Source organism: Natronorubrum sp. A-ect3 (assembly GCF_041821125.1).
Lineage (GTDB): Archaea > Halobacteriota > Halobacteria > Halobacteriales > Natrialbaceae > Natronorubrum > Natronorubrum bangense.
Genome location: NZ_JBGUBB010000001.1, coordinates 312,355 through 329,678 on the forward strand (window position 1 = coordinate 312,355; position 17,324 = coordinate 329,678).

Annotated in this window: 14 protein-coding genes; 10 read left to right on the forward strand and 4 right to left on the reverse strand. The window is 62.2% G+C overall.

All coding sequences use genetic code 11. From position 1 onward, the window contains the following. Window positions 1–248 precede the first annotated feature (248 nt). Window positions 249–1,412, forward strand: coding sequence for a glutamate-cysteine ligase family protein (locus ACERJA_RS01550; protein WP_373606572.1), 1,164 nt, complete (start codon window positions 249–251; stop codon window positions 1,410–1,412). A 74-nt stretch (window positions 1,413–1,486) separates the two neighbouring features. Then, entirely contained in the window at window positions 1,487–2,191 is a 705-nt protein-coding gene (locus ACERJA_RS01555) for a type 1 glutamine amidotransferase (RefSeq protein WP_373606573.1), read from the forward strand. Window positions 2,192–2,275: 84 nt separating this feature from the next. On the opposite strand, the gene ACERJA_RS01560 is transcribed toward ACERJA_RS01555, so the two are convergent. Next, the gene (locus tag ACERJA_RS01560) at window positions 2,276–2,977 is read right to left on the reverse strand and encodes a phosphoribosyltransferase (RefSeq protein ID WP_373606574.1); all 702 of its coding nucleotides are present in this window, start codon (window positions 2,975–2,977) and stop codon (window positions 2,276–2,278) included. Window positions 2,978–3,210: 233 nt separating this feature from the next. Here ACERJA_RS01560 and thiC point away from each other — a divergent pair, with 233 nt between their 5' ends. Further along, window positions 3,211–4,656 (forward strand): phosphomethylpyrimidine synthase ThiC, encoded by a 1,446-nt coding sequence (gene thiC / locus ACERJA_RS01565; protein ID WP_373606575.1) that lies wholly within the window; start codon window positions 3,211–3,213, stop codon window positions 4,654–4,656. 440 nt (window positions 4,657–5,096) lie between these two features. Beyond that, window positions 5,097–5,996, forward strand: coding sequence for a PhzF family phenazine biosynthesis protein (locus ACERJA_RS01570; protein WP_373606576.1), 900 nt, complete (start codon window positions 5,097–5,099; stop codon window positions 5,994–5,996). Window positions 5,997–6,025: 29 nt separating this feature from the next. Here ACERJA_RS01570 and ACERJA_RS01575 read toward each other — a convergent pair whose 3' ends face one another. After that, window positions 6,026–6,742, reverse strand: a complete 717-nt coding sequence (locus tag ACERJA_RS01575; protein ID WP_006067910.1) for a helix-turn-helix domain-containing protein — start codon at window positions 6,740–6,742, stop codon at window positions 6,026–6,028. A 246-nt stretch (window positions 6,743–6,988) separates the two neighbouring features. Here ACERJA_RS01575 and ACERJA_RS01580 point away from each other — a divergent pair, with 246 nt between their 5' ends. The 4 genes from ACERJA_RS01580 to ACERJA_RS01595 all read left to right on the forward strand — a co-directional run bounded on the left by ACERJA_RS01580 (window position 6,989) and on the right by ACERJA_RS01595 (window position 11,628). After that, window positions 6,989–7,846, forward strand: coding sequence for an SDR family NAD(P)-dependent oxidoreductase (locus tag ACERJA_RS01580; RefSeq protein WP_373606577.1), 858 nt, complete (start codon window positions 6,989–6,991; stop codon window positions 7,844–7,846). A 2-nt stretch (window positions 7,847–7,848) separates the two neighbouring features. Continuing rightward, on the forward strand, window positions 7,849–9,876 hold the full coding sequence (locus tag ACERJA_RS01585) for an AMP-binding protein (protein ID WP_373606578.1): 2,028 nt from the start codon (window positions 7,849–7,851) through the stop codon (window positions 9,874–9,876). A 107-nt stretch (window positions 9,877–9,983) separates the two neighbouring features. Further along, window positions 9,984–10,955 (forward strand): deoxyhypusine synthase, encoded by a 972-nt coding sequence (locus tag ACERJA_RS01590; RefSeq protein ID WP_373606579.1) that lies wholly within the window; start codon window positions 9,984–9,986, stop codon window positions 10,953–10,955. Between the two features lie 184 nt (window positions 10,956–11,139). Next, complete coding sequence (locus tag ACERJA_RS01595; RefSeq protein ID WP_373606580.1) at window positions 11,140–11,628, forward strand: cupin domain-containing protein; 489 nt, start codon at window positions 11,140–11,142, stop codon at window positions 11,626–11,628. A 58-nt stretch (window positions 11,629–11,686) separates the two neighbouring features. Here ACERJA_RS01595 and ACERJA_RS01600 read toward each other — a convergent pair whose 3' ends face one another. Together ACERJA_RS01600 and ACERJA_RS01605 are read right to left on the reverse strand one after the other, a co-directional pair. Then, window positions 11,687–13,915, reverse strand: a complete 2,229-nt coding sequence (locus ACERJA_RS01600; protein WP_373606581.1) for an LUD domain-containing protein — start codon at window positions 13,913–13,915, stop codon at window positions 11,687–11,689. Continuing rightward, window positions 13,912–14,436 (reverse strand): LUD domain-containing protein, encoded by a 525-nt coding sequence (locus ACERJA_RS01605; protein ID WP_373606582.1) that lies wholly within the window; start codon window positions 14,434–14,436, stop codon window positions 13,912–13,914. Before ACERJA_RS01605 ends, ACERJA_RS01600 begins: the two co-directional genes overlap by 4 nt. A 655-nt stretch (window positions 14,437–15,091) precedes the next feature. Between ACERJA_RS01605 and ACERJA_RS01610 the strand changes: the two genes are divergently transcribed. Further along, window positions 15,092–16,879, forward strand: coding sequence for an L-lactate permease (locus tag ACERJA_RS01610; RefSeq protein WP_373606583.1), 1,788 nt, complete (start codon window positions 15,092–15,094; stop codon window positions 16,877–16,879). Window positions 16,880–16,946: 67 nt separating this feature from the next. Continuing rightward, window positions 16,947–17,234, forward strand: coding sequence for a HalOD1 output domain-containing protein (locus ACERJA_RS01615; protein WP_373606584.1), 288 nt, complete (start codon window positions 16,947–16,949; stop codon window positions 17,232–17,234). Window positions 17,235–17,324: the final 90 nt, after the last annotated feature.

The window sequence follows — 17,324 nt, forward strand, 5'->3', positions numbered from 1 at the left end:
ATATAAGGACATGCCATTGGATATGTACACAACACTTATTATGACTATCAAGTTCACACACAGACATGTGTGGGTAATACGCATGATTCGAGGACGAGATTCAACGACCGTGTCGATCTCTTGTACGGCTACTGGAGAGGGTCTCTCATGACCACCTCAGACGGGATCACAGTCGAGCCCACGACGGTGGGAGAGAGGAGCACATAGGCGAACACGCCGAGACTACCGCTACAATACCGTTCCAAGCTATGTCCGAACCACCCGATATCCATCGTTCGTCGAATCGGACGGGAACTACCACCCCACAGCACACCTCCGAGCCGATACGGCGCAGCATCGAAGTCGAGTACTGGGTAATCGATGAGCAGGGGCGATTGACCGACCCAGGAGATCTCGTCGAGGCATCGCCGGGGGTCGAACGGGAGTTTGTCGTCCCGCTACTCGAGATCAAAACGACACCGTGTGAGACGACGGCCGAACTCCGCAACGAACTGTTCGATCGGCTCGATCGGGTTCTCCAACGGGCCGAGAAACTCGACAAGCGGCTCGTCCCACTCGCAACGCCAGTCCATCAGGCACCGATCGAAGATCGCCCGAGTGAGCGCACGCGGATCCAGGATCGCCTCATCGGTGAGGACTTCGAGTACGTGCGACACTGTGCCGGCACGCACATTCACGTCGAACAACAGCCCGGCCGCGAGATCGACCAGTTGAACACGCTCATCGCACTCGATCCCGCGCTGGCGCTGGTCAACTCCTCGCCGTACTTCGAGGGCACACGCCTGACGACCGGCGCACGGTCCCAGCTCTATCGCTGGATGGCGTATGAATCCCTGCCACACCAGGGGCAGCTGTGGCCATATGTCGAGGACAGAGCGGAGTGGATAAGACGACTCGAGCGTCGGTACAGCGAGTTCGTGACGGCGGCTACCGTCGCCGGCTGCGACCGGGAGACGGTCGAGTCATGTTTCGAGCCGGAAAGCGCAGCTTGGACGCCGGTCAAACTCCGCGAACGGTTCTCGACCGTCGAATGGCGCTCGCCCGACACAGCCCTCCCGAGTCAGATCGTGCGGTTGGCCGATGAGATCGTCGGGGTTATCGAGCACCTCGACGACGCCGAGGTACGCATCGAGGGCGAAACTGGTCGCATAACGGACGAAGCAGTCGTTCTGCCGGAGTTCGATACAGTACAGGAGTACGTCGAAGCCGGGATCCGGGACGGCCTGTCGTCGGCCGCAGTACGGTCGTATCTCGAGCGAATGGGGTTCGACGTCGGGGCGTACGAGCCGCTATCCCACGAGATCGACGCCGGCGAGGAGCTGACAGCGACTGAAGCGCGACAGCTTCGACTCGAGTACGCCGAGCGCCTCGAGCAGGACCTGTCGCAGGCACGATCGATGACAGCTGACTGATCGACGATGAACACGTCGCAAACACCAATGAAACGAGACGATTCTTCCGCACCAACAGTGCGTATTAATAACAGATGGGGCAGCTGAGTCTCGCGCTGTTGAACGCGGCTCACGAGGCTGTGGACACCCGACGGAACTTTTATCGGGAACTCGATGCTGACCTCGAGGAGTTCCACTGCCCGTCCGGCGAGTTCCCCGACGACTTTCGCTACGACGGCTTCGTCGTGACCGGCTCGAGTGCGTCGGTCTACTGGGATCGCGAGTGGATCGGACGGCTGAAAACCTGGGTCGGCGATGCGGTTCAAGCCGGGGTACCCGCGCTCGGTGTCTGTTACGGTCACCAGCTCCTCGCAGACGTTCTGGGTGGGCGCGTCGAGGGGATGGGCGAGTACGAAATCGGCTATCGAACCGTCGAACAGGACGGCGAGAACCGCCTCCTCGACGGGATCGACGAGACGATGACGGTCTTTACGACGCACTCAGATCACGTCATCGAAGCGCCGCCGGGAGCGACGGTGTTTGCGAAAAACGAGTACGGCATTCACGGGTTTCGGAAGGATCGCGTGTTCGCCGTTCAGTTCCACCCGGAGTACGATATGCGGACTGCCAAAGCGGTCACAAAACGGAAGTCGGAACAGCTCTCGACACAGCGCATCGAAGCGGTCCTCGAGGGAATCCACGCGGAGAACTACGAGGCCGCCTGTGAGGCAAAACAGTTGTTCGACAACTTTCTCGCCTACACGGAAGCGGTTCGAGCAGAACGGGTCGGTGTGAACTGACCGCCGGCCGCGTTCGGCAGTTTGTTGTCGAACGAATCGACTTCCGCCCGCGCCTGAAGGAGATGGGCTTTCGCTCGATCCGTGTTACGCAGTCTCCGCCAGTTGCCACTTGCCGGGGCCAGCCGACTCAAGCACGTCGCGGCGCTCCATCTCGGTGAGCACTTCAGGAATCCGGTCGGGCTGGGCGATCTCCATCTCGATACGGTCGACGCCGTGGAACGCGGCGAGATAGTGGCGAATCTCCTCCTGGGTGAACGTTTCCTGGTCGGCCTGGCTCATCACGCTCGAGATCAGATCGATCATGTCCTCGATGAAGTTCCACGGGTAGACGACCCACGTCCACTCCTCGAGATGTTCGCCAACGTAGTCGGGTTCGTACTCGCTGGTGCCGAGCAGTTGGAGGGTTGCGGTCCGAACCTCGCCGGCGTCACGGTCAGTGACGTACTCGTAGGCGCGCTCGATCGAGCCGCCGGTGTCGGCGATGTCGTCGATGATGAGGACGTCCTTGCCTGCGACGCTGCCCTCTGGCATGGGGTAGCGAACGGTCGGCTCGTCGCTTTTCTCTGCGGCTCCGACGTAGTGTTCCATCTTCAAACTCGTCAGATCGTCGAGTCCGAGGAAGTCACAGAGACAGCGGCCCGCAAACCAGCCCCCGCGGGCGAGTGCGACGACGACGTCGGGTTCGAACGCGTCGTCGCGAACCTCGTCGCCGACGTCGCGACACAGGCCGTAAATATACTCCCAGTTGGTGATCGTACAGTCGAAGTCGTCCGGTAGATCGGACATGGTGCTATCTACTCGAGTGAGGGGACGCGACCCTCATAAGTGGGCTGATACGGTCTGCTGTACCGTTTTACCGCCGATCACCGGCGGCGGAGTCAGTGATCGGCGGGACGTGACGACAGCAACCCGTATGAAACCGCGCTCAGCAACTGATCTCGTCGCTCGAGGTGACGATGCGCCGGCGTGAGACGCGCAACACAAGCACTATATGATCCAGTAATACAACCTAGTTGTCAATGGTGCAAACCCAGCTCGAAGCCGCCCGTGAGGGAACGGTTACCGACGCAATGGCGCGAGTCGCCGACCGCGAGAACCGCGATCCGGAGTTCGTCCGACAGCAGGTCGCCGACGGACAAGCCGTAATTCCGGCGAATATCCATCACGAGGCGCTCGATCCGATGATCATCGGACGGGAGTTCGCGACGAAAGTCAACGCGAACATCGGTAACAGCGAGACGACCAGCGACCTCGAGGAAGAACTCGAGAAACTTCACACGGCGGTCCACTACGGCGCGGATACGGTGATGGATCTCGGCACCGGCAGCGATCTCGACGACATTCGAGAGACCCACATCGACCACTCGCCGGTGCCGATCGGAACGGTGCCGCTGTATGAAGCCGTCAAGCGAGCGGGGAGTCCCGAGGATATTACGACTGACCTGTTGCTCGAGATCATCGAAAAGCAAGCCGAGCAGGGCGTCGACTACATGACCATCCACGCGGGGATTCTGGCGGAACACCTGCCGTTGACCGACGGTCGGAAGACGGGCATCGTCTCCCGCGGCGGCTCGATCATGGCGACGTGGATGGAAGCCCACGGCGAGCAGAATCCGCTGTTTCAGGTCTACGACGAAATTTGTGACATCTTCGCCACCCACGATGTCACGTTCAGTCTCGGCGACAGCCTGCGGCCGGGCTCGTTGGCCGACGCCTGCGACGAGGCCCAGTACGCCGAACTCGACACGCTCGGCGAGTTGACCCGGCACGCCTGGGCCCACGACGTACAGGTGATGGTCGAGGGACCGGGCCACGTCCCGATGGACAAGGTCGCCGAGACCGTCGAGCGCCAGCAGGATGTCTGTGATGGTGCGCCGTTTTACGTGCTCGGCCCGCTCGTGACCGACGTTGCACCCGGCTACGACCACATCACGAGCGCCATCGGGGCTGCGATGGCCGCCCACGCGGGCGCGGCGATGTTGTGTTATGTCACCCCGAAAGAGCATCTCGGCCTCCCTGACGAGGACGACGTCCGCGACGGACTCGCCGCCTACCGGATCGCCGCCCACGCAGGCGACGTCGGCACCGGTCGCCCCGGTGTGCGAGACTGGGACGACGCCCTTTCTGAGGCCCGCTATGCGTTCGACTGGCGCGAGCAGTTCCGCCTCGCGCTCGATCCCGACCGCGCCCGCGAGTATCACGACCAGACGCTCCCCGAAGACAACTACAAAGACGCCCGTTTCTGCTCGATGTGTGGCGTCGAGTTCTGCTCAATGCGGATCGACCAGGATGCTCGCGACCGCGCAGACAGCGGGATGGACCGACTCGAGTCGACGACAGACCTCGATGCCTCACCCGCCGCGGCGGTCAACCTCCCGCCGGTCGGAACGCACGACACCGGCGGTCGGCCGTCGCTCGAGGACGACGGTCGCGAGCAGGTGACTGAGACGACGGGTGACGACTGAGCTGGGCTGCTGTACCGATTTGCTGGCGCAACTACAGGCGGCACGCGGTCACGCCGGCACGGTCGTTCGCCGAGGTCGTCCTCGAGCAGGCCGAACACCAGGCGACGGTCGGCGACTACGAGTGGGAGACGCGAGCGGAGCGCGTCGACGAGTGGAGCGACCAGATCGACCGGATCTCCGAAGGCGAGTACGACGACGACCTCGAGCGCTGGGCATCCGAACTCGAGAGCGACTCGAGCGTCGAGGTCTACGACGGCCTCAACCACGCGTTCATGCCTGGTGAGGGGCCGGTAGTCCCCTTTGAGTACGACCTTCAGAACAACGCCGACGAGCGCGTCGTCGACGATATCGTAGCGTGGATTGACGAGCTATGAGCCACCTGTCGGTTCGAGGGAGTCGACGACCGAGGATTGATACGTCACTCGGCCGACCGATGGCGTATGAAGACGACTCGAGTCTTGCAGGTCGACGCGTTCACCGACGAACCACTAACCGGAAACCCGGCGGGTGTCGTCCCGAACGCAGACGGCCTCTCGGAGTCACAGATGCAGTCGATCGCCGCCGAGATGGGCGTCAGCGAAACGGCGTTCGTGCGCTCGAGCGAGCGCGCCGACCGGCGGATTCGCTACTTCACACCGACCCAGGAGGTCGATCTCTGTGGACACGCGACCATCGGTTCGTTTGCACATCTCCACGATGAGGGGCTCGAACCGGGCAGTTCGACGCTCGAGACGAACGTCGGCGACCTCGAGATCGACCTCGAGGACGACGGCACGGTCTGGATGACACAGGATCGACCGCAGGTGCGCGAGGTCGACGTCGGCTACGACCGCGTTGCCGATGCGCTCGGTGTCGACCAGGCCGCGCTCGAAGGCGCAAGCGACGATATTCCGCTCGCAGTGGCTTCGACCGGACTCCCGTTTCTGATCGCCCCGATCACGTATCTCTCTGATGTCGGGACTGCCGATCCGGAGATGACGGCAGTCGAAGCGCTGACCGACGCGCTCGACGTGACCGGCGTCTATCTGTTCACGTTCGACGCCCTCGAGCGAGAATCAACGCTACACGGGCGGATGTTCGCACCCGGAGCCGGCGTGCCCGAAGATCCAGTTACCGGAACCGCAAGTGGTGCCGTCGGTGCGTATCTCGATCACTTCGGCGCGTTCGACGACGATTTCCCCGACGAACTCCGTCTCGAGCAGGGCCACTACGTCGACCGACCGGGACTGGTGCGCGTTCGCGTCGACGGTGATGTGCAGGTCGGCGGTCGAGGTGTGACCGTTCTCGACGGCTCGCTCGTGGTTCCCGCAGACGACGAGGAGGAGATTATCGAGGCCTGAACTGGATCGCATTCGATGCCAGAACCGCCTCAGAGCTGTTGTGTTCCGTCCATCTCCTCGAGCGCGGTCAGTGCCGCTTTCAGGACCTTCCGTTCACTCCGCCGCAAGTTCATGGAGACGGCCGTCTTCGAGATATCGAAATGGGTCGCCAGTTCATCAAGTGTCGTCTCGCGTGGGGTCTCGTAGTAGCCGTTCCGGGATGCAGCCTCGAACGTCTCGCGTTCGGTCTCGGTGAGCGATCGACAGCCCTCGAGCAACCGAAGCGCGCTGTCGGAGTTTTCTAGCAGATCAAACAGCGCCGTTGGGCCAACCTGATCGCGATCTTCGACAGTGAACTCGTTGTGGCGCTCGAGTTCGGCGAGTGCGTGATCTTCATCGCGGTCATCATCGAAGCCGACATGCCAGTGTTCCCGGCCGTCCTCGATCCGGAACGGGCCGGTGATGTAGCCACCGTTTTGCTGGATCGTCCGCATCGCGTTCGTCTCTTCGATCGTCGTTCCGATTTCGGCGACGTTGTCACGCTTCGAGAGGATGTAACACTCTCGCATGTTCGGGTGGTCGCGAAGTTCGTGGAGCCCTGCCTCGAGCGTGCCTGTCGACGAACCTTTCGCGATCAGCCGTGTCTCGAGTCGCTTGTCATCGGTATCGAGTTGCCACTGGACGGCCGAGAAGGCGATATCGACGTCGTCGGTCGTATCGATGAACGGACAGTCGTACTGCCGCATGTCGATATCGAGATCGATCATACTAGCTATCAAGACACATACAAGGTATTAATACTTGCTACTAATTATGGCGTTATCGGCTGAGAGACACTATCGGAAACGTTGATTCGGAAATTTGTGGGCGGTAGAATTTTAAACTAGCTGAAAGGAGTGTCCCGACTGGAGACGCGTCCGAGGACCGATTCTGCCCCATCCCGAGGCCGCCGTTTGATATGTTAACAGCTGTGTTTTAGCATGGCTCGAGAGAACGTACAGCCAGTACACGACATGTCTGACACAGCAGTGACACCACCAACAGTGACACGCGAGGACATTCAGTCGATTGACGACGACTCGTTTACCGATCGAAACGTCTGTCTCGTAACGGGGGCTGGCTCGGGAATCGGCCGGGCGACCGCACTCGCCGCCGCCGGCAACGGACTCACCGTCGCGGCGACCGATATCGACGCCGACGGCCTCGAGGGGACGATCGACCGCGGCGAGGAACTCGACCTCGAGGGGTCGATTACGTCGATCGTCGGCGATCTGACCAGCGATGACGATCTCGAGCGAATCGTCGAGGAGACAGCGCAGTTGGGCGATCTCAAGTATCTTGCAAACATCGCTGGGATGCAACACATCGACTCGATCGAGGCGTTCCCGATGGACACCTACGATCGTATGCACCAGATCATGCTTCGGGCGCCGCTGTATCTCTCGAAGCTCTGTATCCCACACTTTCGGGAGACTGCGGATGGACAGGGCTGCGTGGGGAACATGGGCTCGATCCACGGCCACTACGTGACCAGCGACAAGGTCGGCTACAACGTCTCGAAGTTCGGACTGCGAGGGCTCACCCAGTCGATCGCGGCCGAAGGCGAGGGCGAGATCCGCGCGTACTCGGTCAGTACCGGCTACGTCAAGACGCCGCTGGTGATGAACCAGCTCGAGGACACCGCCGAACAGCGTGGCATCTCCGTCGACGAGGTGATCGAAGACGTCATGCTTGGTCAATCCCGCGTCACGGAGATGATGGAGCCGATCGACGTCGCCAATCTCTTCCTGTTCGGCTTTTCCGATCTCGGCCGACATCTCGACGGCGGGGACCTGTTGTTTGATGGGGGCATGACGCTAACCTACGAGTGACAATGACTGAAAACACAACCGATCCAAGTCTCGAGGACGTCGACGAAATCGTTCACGAACCCAGCGAGGCGTTCGTCGAATCGACCAACGTCGCCGCGTTCATGGAGACGTATGGGATCGACGACTACGACGAACTCATCGAACGCACGACGACCGATCTCGAGGGTATCGAGGACTCAGGCGTGGAGTGGTTCTGGGACGAACTCGTCGACTATCTCGGTATCGAGTTCTACGAGGAGTACGACACGGTGCGAGACGACAGCGAGGGGCCGCAGTTCACCGACTGGTATCCCGGCGGCGAACTCAACGTCGCCCACAACGTCGTTGATCGCCACGCCGCCCTCGAGAACGAGCGCCGAAACAAGGTCGCCACCATCTGGGAGGGCGAAAACGGCGAGATCCGAGAGATAACCTACCACGAACTCCACCGCCAGTCGAATCAGGTCGCAAACGCCCTCGAGGAACGCGGCATCGAGACGGGCGATACGGTCGGCCTCTACATGCCGATGGTGCCCGAGGTCGTCTCGATTCTCTACGGCTGTTTCAAAGTCGGCGCGATCGCCGTGCCCATCTTCTCCGGCTTCGGCGTCGACGCGGCCGCGACCCGGATCTCGGATTCGGAGTGTTCGGTGCTCTTTACGGGCGACGGCTTTTATCGCCGCGGCAGCCCGGTCTATCTCAAGGGCGCTGCTGACGAGGCGATCGAGGAAGCCGGCTACGTCGAGGAGACAATCGTTTTCGACAGGCTCGGCGCGAGCGACGCTGGCTCGGCGCACGACGTGCCGTGGGACGACGACCGCGACGAATGGTGGGCCGACGCCGTCGAGTCCCAAGACGACGGCTACGAGAGCAAATCGCTCGACTCGAGTCAGGAGTCGATGCTGCTGTACTCGTCAGGCACCACGGGCAAACCAAAAGGCATCGTCCACACCCATGCAGGCGTGCAGATGCAGTGTGCTAAAGAGCTGCATTTCGGCTTCGATCTCAAGCCGTCGGATCGGTTCTTCTGGGTCTCCGACATCGGCTGGATGATGGGGCCGTGGACGCTCATCGGCACCCACAGCTTCGGCGGCACGGTCTTCATGTACGAGGGTGCACCCGACCATCCCGAGCCGGATCGATTCTGGGAGATCATCGACCGTCACAAGCTCACCCAGTTCGGCATCTCGCCGACCGCGATTCGGGCGCTGCGAAAACACGGCGACGAGTGGCTCGACGGTCATGACCTCTCCTCGCTTCGTCTGCTCGGCTCGACGGGCGAGCCGTGGGACCCCGAATCGTGGCAGTGGTTCTACGAAAACGTCGGAAACGGCGAAGCCCCGATCATCAACATCTCCGGCGGCACCGAGATCTGTGGCTGTTTCCTGATGCCGATGCCGACCGAACCGCTGAAACCCTGTACGCTGGGCGGCCCCGGTCTCGGGATGGATATCGACATCGTCGACGCATCGGGTGAGTCAGTCAAAGAAGACCACGAACGTGGCTACCTCGTCGCGCGCGACTCCTGTCCCTCGATGACCAAGTCGCTGTGGTCGGGCGACGAGCGCTACCTCGATGAGTACTGGTCGCGGTTCGAGGATATGTGGAACCACGGCGACTGGGCCCAGAAAGACGACGACGGCTTCTGGTTCCTCCACGGGCGGGCCGACGACGCGCTGAACGTGGCAGGCCGGAAAGTCGGTCCGGCGGAAGTCGAAGGCGCACTCATCGACCACGAGTCAGTCAATCAGGCCGCCGCGATCGGCGCTCCCGACGACACGACCGGCACTGCTGTCGTTACCTACGTCGTCCTCGAGGACGGCGTCGAGGAAACGGACGACCTCCGTAGCGAACTGCGCGCACAGGTCGGCGAGGAACTCGGAAAGCCGTTCCGGCCACGCGAGGTGCTGTTCGTCGATGAGTTCCCCAAAACCCAGTCGGGCAAGATCATCCGTCGCGCTATTGAGGCCACGTATACGGGCGAGGACCTCGGCGACATGAGCAGTATCGAGAACCCCGACGCCCTCGAGAACCTCGAGGACGCGAGGTAGGCGACTCGAAGTGCGATTGTGGTAACCGGTCCCTCGATAACCGGTAGCTGACCACGCGCTACGATCGATCCCGAGCAATTCAAACCCCTGCTCAGGTATCTAGGGATATGACCGACGACGAATCCCACGACCACGTCGTCCCGGGCAGCGACGAGGCGCTGTCGACGGACGATGTTCGTGGCTACGATTTCCGCGGTGAGTTCGATTTTGGTGAGTTACTCGACTCGTATGCAACGACCGGCTTTCAGGCCACACAGCTCGCGGAGGCGATCGACATCGCCGAGCGAATGCAAGACGAAGACGCGACGATCTACCTGACGTGTACCTCGAACATCATCTCCTCGGGGCTGCGCGAGGTCGTCGCCGCCCTCATCCGAAAGGGGTACGTCGACGTGCTGATCACCACCTCCGGCTCGCTGACCGAGGACGTCATCAAGACGGAAAAGCCGTTCAAGATGGGCGAATGGAATGCAGACGAGGCCGCGCTTCGCGAACGCGGTATCAACCGCCTCGGGAACATCTTCGTCCCCTCCGACCGGTACGTCTGGCTCGAGGAGTACCTGTACGACTTCTTCGATGACTTCTTCGCCGAAGAGAAGGTTCGGACGCCGACGGCGTTCGCCCGCGAACTCGGTGAGACCCTCGACGATGAGGATTCGGTCCTGAAACAGGCCGCAGACAACGACGTGCCGGTGTACTGTCCGGCGCTGACCGACGCCGAAGTCGGGAACTTCCTCTACTACTACCGACAGGGGTACGACTCGGAGGTCGGTATCGAAATCCTGGATGACTACGATTCGTTGATCGAAGACGGCCTGCTGTCCGATACGACCGGCCTTATCGCCGTCGGTGGCGGCGTCCCGAAACACCACGCGATCATGACGAACCTCTTCCGTGGCGGCGCGGACTACGTCGTCTACATCTCGACGGGGATGGAAGGCGACGGCTCGCTGTCGGGTGCCCCGCCGAACGAGGCCGTCTCGTGGGGGAAGATCAAGGAGGCCGAAAAGAACTACACCCAGATCGAAGCCGAAGCGACGCTCGTCTTCCCGCTGCTCGTGGCGGCTGCGTTTAACTGACGCCGCTTGAGCCACTCGAAGACGCGATAGTCGGCGTCCTGTCTCCGAATCGGTCTCTCCCATCGGCGTGAAAAATCGTTATACCCTGAGCGGGCGTTTGCGCACGTGATTCAGGCCGCCCCGCATCGAGTTGGCACTTTTCATGCCGCCGCGTGACGACCCGAAATCACCACGGTGAGAGCACATGGCAACAACAGCACGGAAACAACCGGAAGCGACTCGAGCCATCGACCTCGACCAGTTCGAAGGGGCCGATGTGAATCAAGAAGGCGACGAACGCGCCGAGCTACGCGCATACTTCCCGCTGACGCCCGGGATGCCAAACGGGACTGACGCCGGCGCGGAAGAATCGATGCTCGTCTGTATCGAACTCGAACCTGGCAACCATCTCCCCAGCCACCGGGATAGCCACGAGGAACTCCTCGTGGCGACGGCCGGAGAACTCGAGGCGACGATCGGCGACGAGACGATCGCTCTCAAGGCGGGCCAGTGTGCGGTCGTCCCCGAGATGGAACCGCACGGACTCGCAAACGTCGGCGAAGAAACGGCCCACGTCATCGGGTTCTTCCCGAACACAGCACTGAATGCAACGTTCGAGGAGCCACTCGAGCCGTTCGGGACAGCGGAGATCACGGTCGAACCTGCCCCGTCCGAGGAGCCACAAGACGAGTAGCGAGTGGGGCCGCTCACCCGCCGACCAATTCCGTTTTTATCCGATCCATCGACGGCCGTCAGCGAAGCCGCGAGCGCGGATCGAGCACCTCGACCGGATGGGCCGCATCGCGCTCGAGCAAGTCCTCGAGTTGGTCCTCACACGAGGTGCCGCTGGCGACGACCAGTCGGTTCTGTGCGTCGGGTGCGCTGAACTGGTCGGCGAGTCGGTCGCCGACGTCCATGCTCAGCTCGTAGTACTCCTGTTTGTATCCGAAGCTCCCGGCCATCCCACAGCACTCGACGTCGCTCTCGAGAACGTCGTAGTTGAGGGCTTCGAAGACGGCCCGCGTGTAGCGATCGACGCCCATCGTCCGCTGCTGGCAGTGGGAGTGGTAGGCAATCTCCGGCCCGCCGTCGCCGGTTCGCAGTCGGGCCCCGTTGGCTCCGTTCTCGAGACAGCCGTAGACGTACTCGATGACCTCGTAGCTGCCCGCCCGGAGTCGTTCGAACGAGGCCTCGGGGAGGAGCTTCTCGTACTCGCGGTGGAACATCGCCAGATCGCTCGGCTCGATGACGACGATATCGCGGCCGGCATCGAGGTGTTCGGCCAACGCGGCGTAGACGCGACTTGCCTTCGCGTCGGCGGTCGCGATCATCCCCTGTGAGAGCGGTGCGCGACCGCTTTCGCTGACCGCCGGAATCCGGACGTGGACGTCCATGGCCTCGAGGACACGGACGGCGGCCTTCCCGCGGTCGACATCGATGTAGTTCGTGTAGGTGTCGGGGTAGAGGACGGCTTCGCGTTCGGCGTCGGCGGCGGACACGCGCGGGCCGCGCGCCTCGAACCAGTCGACGAGCGTCTCGCGTTCGAACGCGGGTAGCGCGCGACGACGGTCGATGCCGGCGGTTCGCTCGAGGAAGGATCTGACGGGCTCGAGGCCGGCGGTCCAGTTCGACAGCGGCGCGGTCGCTGAGCCCAGTTTCGCCAGCGTCTCGTAGTTGCCAAAGAGCCGTTTCTGGAGGTCGATGGTTCCCGTCTCTTCTTCGTCGGGAACCAGTTCGTCGTAGACGAACTCGAAGCGACCATCGTCGCCCTCGCGGTTGATGCGGTCCCTGACGACGGTGTTGATCCACGGGATGTCGATCTCGACCGGACAGGCCTCGACACACCGCGAACAGCCCGTACAGAGGTCGTTGAACTCGGCGGCGCTCTCCTGGCTGTGGACGCCGGCTTCCCAGCCGGTCGCGATCCCACCCGTATAGGTCTCGCCGCCGAACGCGTGGCCGCCGACGGACTGGAAGTTTCCACAGGTGTTCGCACACGCCGAACACCGGATGCAGTACAGCGTCTCCTTGAGCTGGTCGTCCTCGCGCATCGCCATGCGCCCGTTGTCGATCAACACGAGGTGAAAGTCGCGGTCGTCGTCGCGGTCGGCGAAGGCGACGTCGGGGTCGTCGGGATCGACGACCGGTGAGTCGACCGGCGGCGTCAGCAACGAGATGTAGGAGGTGATGTCCTGACCCGTTCCCGAGCGGCCGATCAGTTCGATAAACGGCGAGAGGTCTTCGACCGACGGCACGATCTTCTCGACGCCCGCGACCGCGACATGCGTATCGGGGACGACAGCCGACTTTCGGGCGTTACCCTCGCTCGTCACGAGCATGAGCGAGCCCGAGTCCGCCGTGATGAAGTTCGCACCGGTCATGCCGATGTCGGCGTCGGCGATCAACTCGCCGAGCCGGTCGCGAGCGAACATCGTCAACTCCTCGGCGGTCTCGAGTGGCTCCTCGGGGTCGAACTGCTCGTTGAACAGCCGAGCGATCTCGTCTTTGGATTTGTGGATCGCCGGCGCGACGATATGGGAGGGCGCTTCGTCTGCGACCTGCAGGACCCACTCACCGAGGTCGGTTTCGACGACGTCGACGCCGTCGGCGTCGAGGGCCTCGTTGACCTCGAGTTCCTCGCTGGTCATCGACTTCGATTTGACGAGTCGCTCGGCCTCTTTCTCGCTGGCGACCTCGCGGATGTATCGGTTAGCGTCGGCGGCGTCGTCGGCGAGATACACCGTGCCGCCGTTTGCTTCGACAGTCTCGGTCAGCTCGTCGATCAGCGCCGGTAGTCGCTCGATGGCGTCTTCTTTGATCGCACGGGCCTCGCTTTTCAACCCCTCGTAATCCTCGAGGTCGGCGACCGACTCGTAGCGACCGTCGTTGAACCCGAGCGTGTTCGCCTCGACGGCGTCGCCTTCCGTCTCGAGGAGATGACGGATGTGGTCGGCCTTCTGTTCGCGTGCGTTCCCGCTCATTCGTCATCACCGCCGTTCTCGAGGACGAGGACGTGGACGTCTTTCGGGCCGTGAGCACCCTTGACGAGTGCGCCCATATCGGCGGTCGCGCTCGGGCCAGTCGCGACGATGGCGCTCCCGCCATCGCGGAGTTGGGGACCGAGCCGTTCGATCGCCGTCGACATATCCGCGACGAGATCCGCCTCGCGGAGCACGGGGACGTGGAGGTCCGGAAAGAGACTCACCTGCTCGCTGCCGTCGGGCGTCGACGGCAACACGACGCTGCCGTAGTCCGCGATCCCCAGCGAAGCCGCAGTGACACTCGTCGTCGCTTCCTCGAGCGTCGACGGGGTTGGTTCGTCGTCGACCCACGACGGTAGCGACACGCTCTCGAACGGCAGTGGTGTTCCCACGACGGGGTCGGAAACGATCGTCTCGAGTGCCAACTCGAAGTCAGTGGGGGTCGTACCAGTTACGGGGACATCGAGGTCGGCAAGGGATGTTTCGAACCGATCCCGGATCGAACCTGTCTCGGCGCTCATGGGACGATTCTTCGACTGTGCCTATTTGGTTGTTCTGTTCGTTCACACTGGCCGGCTGACACGCCGTGGACGGAAGCGGAAGATGCCGCCGCTTTCAGCCGATATCGGATACGAAAGAGTCACTCCCGGAACCTATTCGTAGTCTAACAGATTCCTCGCCAATGTATGTGTCTTGGAAGCGCGGGCCAACCGTCGTAGCCAACACAGTTGCCTGTACTGGCCTCTTCACACGTGTATACTTTCCTATGCACACGTGTATACAGGCCATCGTCGGTTCTCTCGCTACCCTCCAAATCGTGGGTGGCGGTGAGTATCCGATCGGAGAGCTGTACAGAGCAGTTCGATAATCAGCAGACGATGCCGAGATACACGACTGTATAGGGTGAATAAGCTGCCAACCGGACGCCCCTCGTCGCATCTGTTTCCGCTCGATCGTGGCGCAGTCAGGCGTTTTCACTATTATTTACTAATTACGTTGGTGGAAATAGCGGAATACAGGTCTCAAACGCCGGTTCTGTCGGGCGCACAACTCAAACGGTCGAAGATTATATATACTGGTTTAACAGTCATCCCTCCATGCCAGATATGATTCCACATGGCATTGGCACTGATCGCTCGGCACTGACTCCGCGGCGGGACCGCCGAGGTGAGTTACATGGTTAGCACGCTCGACGTACTGCTCGCAGCGATACCGCTCGTACTCGCGGGCGTCTTGCTCGTCGGATTCTTGTGGCCCGCAACGCGGGCGATGCCAATCGCCTGGGTCGTCGCGGTCCTGGTCGGCTTTTTCATCTGGGGGATGCCGGTTGACTGGATCGCCGCGGCGTCGATCGTCGGTGTCATGACGGCCATCCAGATTCTCTGGATCGTCTTCGGCGCGCTGTTGCTCCTGTACACGCTGATGCAGGCCGGCGCGTTCGATCGCATCAACGAAGGGTTCGCGAAGATCAGCAACGACCGGCGCGTGCAGGTGATCCTGCTCGGCTTCTTCCTGGCGACGTTCATCGAGGGGGCAGCCGGGTTCGGGACGCCCGCCGCCGTCGTCGCCCCGCTGTTGCTCGCACTTGGATTCCCAGCGCTTGCGGCGGTGATCGCGGCGCTGATCGGTCACATCATCGCCGTCACCTACGGCGCAGTCGGGACGCCGATCATCATCGGGATCGAGAACCCGCTCGCAACGACGGAATCGACCAATACGGCGATCACTGACGCCGGATTTACCGTCCAGGCGTACTCGGTCGAAGTCGCGGTCTGGGCAGCGACCTACCACGCCCTCGTCGGATTCGTCATGCCGCTGTTCGCCGTCGGGATGGTCGTCTACTTCTTCGGCGATCAGAACGAGCGCAGCCTCCAGCCGGCGTGGGACGTCGCGCCGCTGGCGCTGTTCTCGGGGATCGCGTTCGTGGTCCCCTACTGGCTGTCGGCACAGATCAGTGCCGAGTTCCCCGCCCTGATGGGCGCGATGGTCGGCGGTGCAATCGTCGTCGGCGCGCTCAAAGCGGGCTACTTCGTCCCCGACGAGGAGTGGGACTTCCCGGACCGAGAGGAGTGGCCGGCCCACTGGGTTGGCACGATCGAACCCGGACAGGCAAGCGCTCCGGGCGTCGAGCAGGGGGCCGATGACGGTGCGACGACCGCCGATGGCGGGCTCGTCGCCAGTCAGATGTCGCTGCTTCGCGCCTGGACGCCGTACATTCTGCTGGTCGTCTTGCTCGTCATCACGCGAGTCGTCGATCCACTTCCAGCGTTCTTGCAGGGAGAGGCCGTCGAGGTCGCCGGAACCACGATCACGGCCCACCAACTGCTGTTCACCACGACGTGGGAGGGGATTCTCGGAACCGGTCTCGACGGCGGCATCGACTGGGTGTACGTCCCCGGCTTCTGGCTGGTTCTCTGTGCACTGATCGCGATCCCGCTGTACGGAATGTCCGGCACACAGGTGAAAGCCGCCTGGGCTGAAGCGGGTGAGAAGCTCGTCGCACCGTTCATCGCGCTGGTGTTCGTCATCGCAATGGTGCAGGTGATGCTCCAGTCCGGTGCACACGCCGAGGGCGTCGAAAGCATGATCTTCGTCCTCGCACAGGCGACTGCAAACGCCGTCGGACCCGCCTATCCGTTCGTCGCCGCGCTCATCGGCGCGCTCGGCGCCGCGATGGCCGGCTCGAACACGGTGTCGAATATCACCTTCGGCGGGTTCCAGTTCGAGGCCGCCTCGCAGCTCGAGCTGCCGACCCAGCTCATCGTCGGCGCACAGGCCGTCGGCGGCGCGATCGGGAACCTCGTCGCGATCCACAACGTGGTTGCCGCGCTCGCGACCGTCGGCCTCGTCGGCCAGGAGGGACGTGTGATGCGGTTGAACCTGATCCCGCTCGTCTACTACGCAGTCGGGGTCGGAATCGTCGCAATGGTGTTCAGCTACGTCCTCTTCCCGGGTCTCTTCTAGGGACTCTTCTCGAAGCCCGGTCGCCGTCCCTGTGACGGTCGGCGGCCAAATCCATTCGATTACACCAATGTCAACCGAAAACGACTCAATCGAAAGACAGTACGGCGACGGGAGATCTGCCGTTGTCGCAATCATCGACGGAATCAGTACGCTCGAGGAGAGCGACCAAACGGCGAACCTGGACGAATTCAGTGGGCTATTGTATGAGTACGTCGACCCCGAAGCGATCAACGCGATCATGGGGGACGGAACCGGGTCCGGCGATATCGCTGTCTCGTTCACGGTCGACGCGTACCAGGTTTCGGTCGCGGACTCGGGGCGCGTTCTCGTCCGTACTCAGGAGACGGACCGGTAGCGCGGCTCCCGGTTGTGCGGCGGATCGACAGTCGGTATCGATCGGAAACATATCGGACAAAAACCGCAATAGCAGTGATTGAGCGACCAC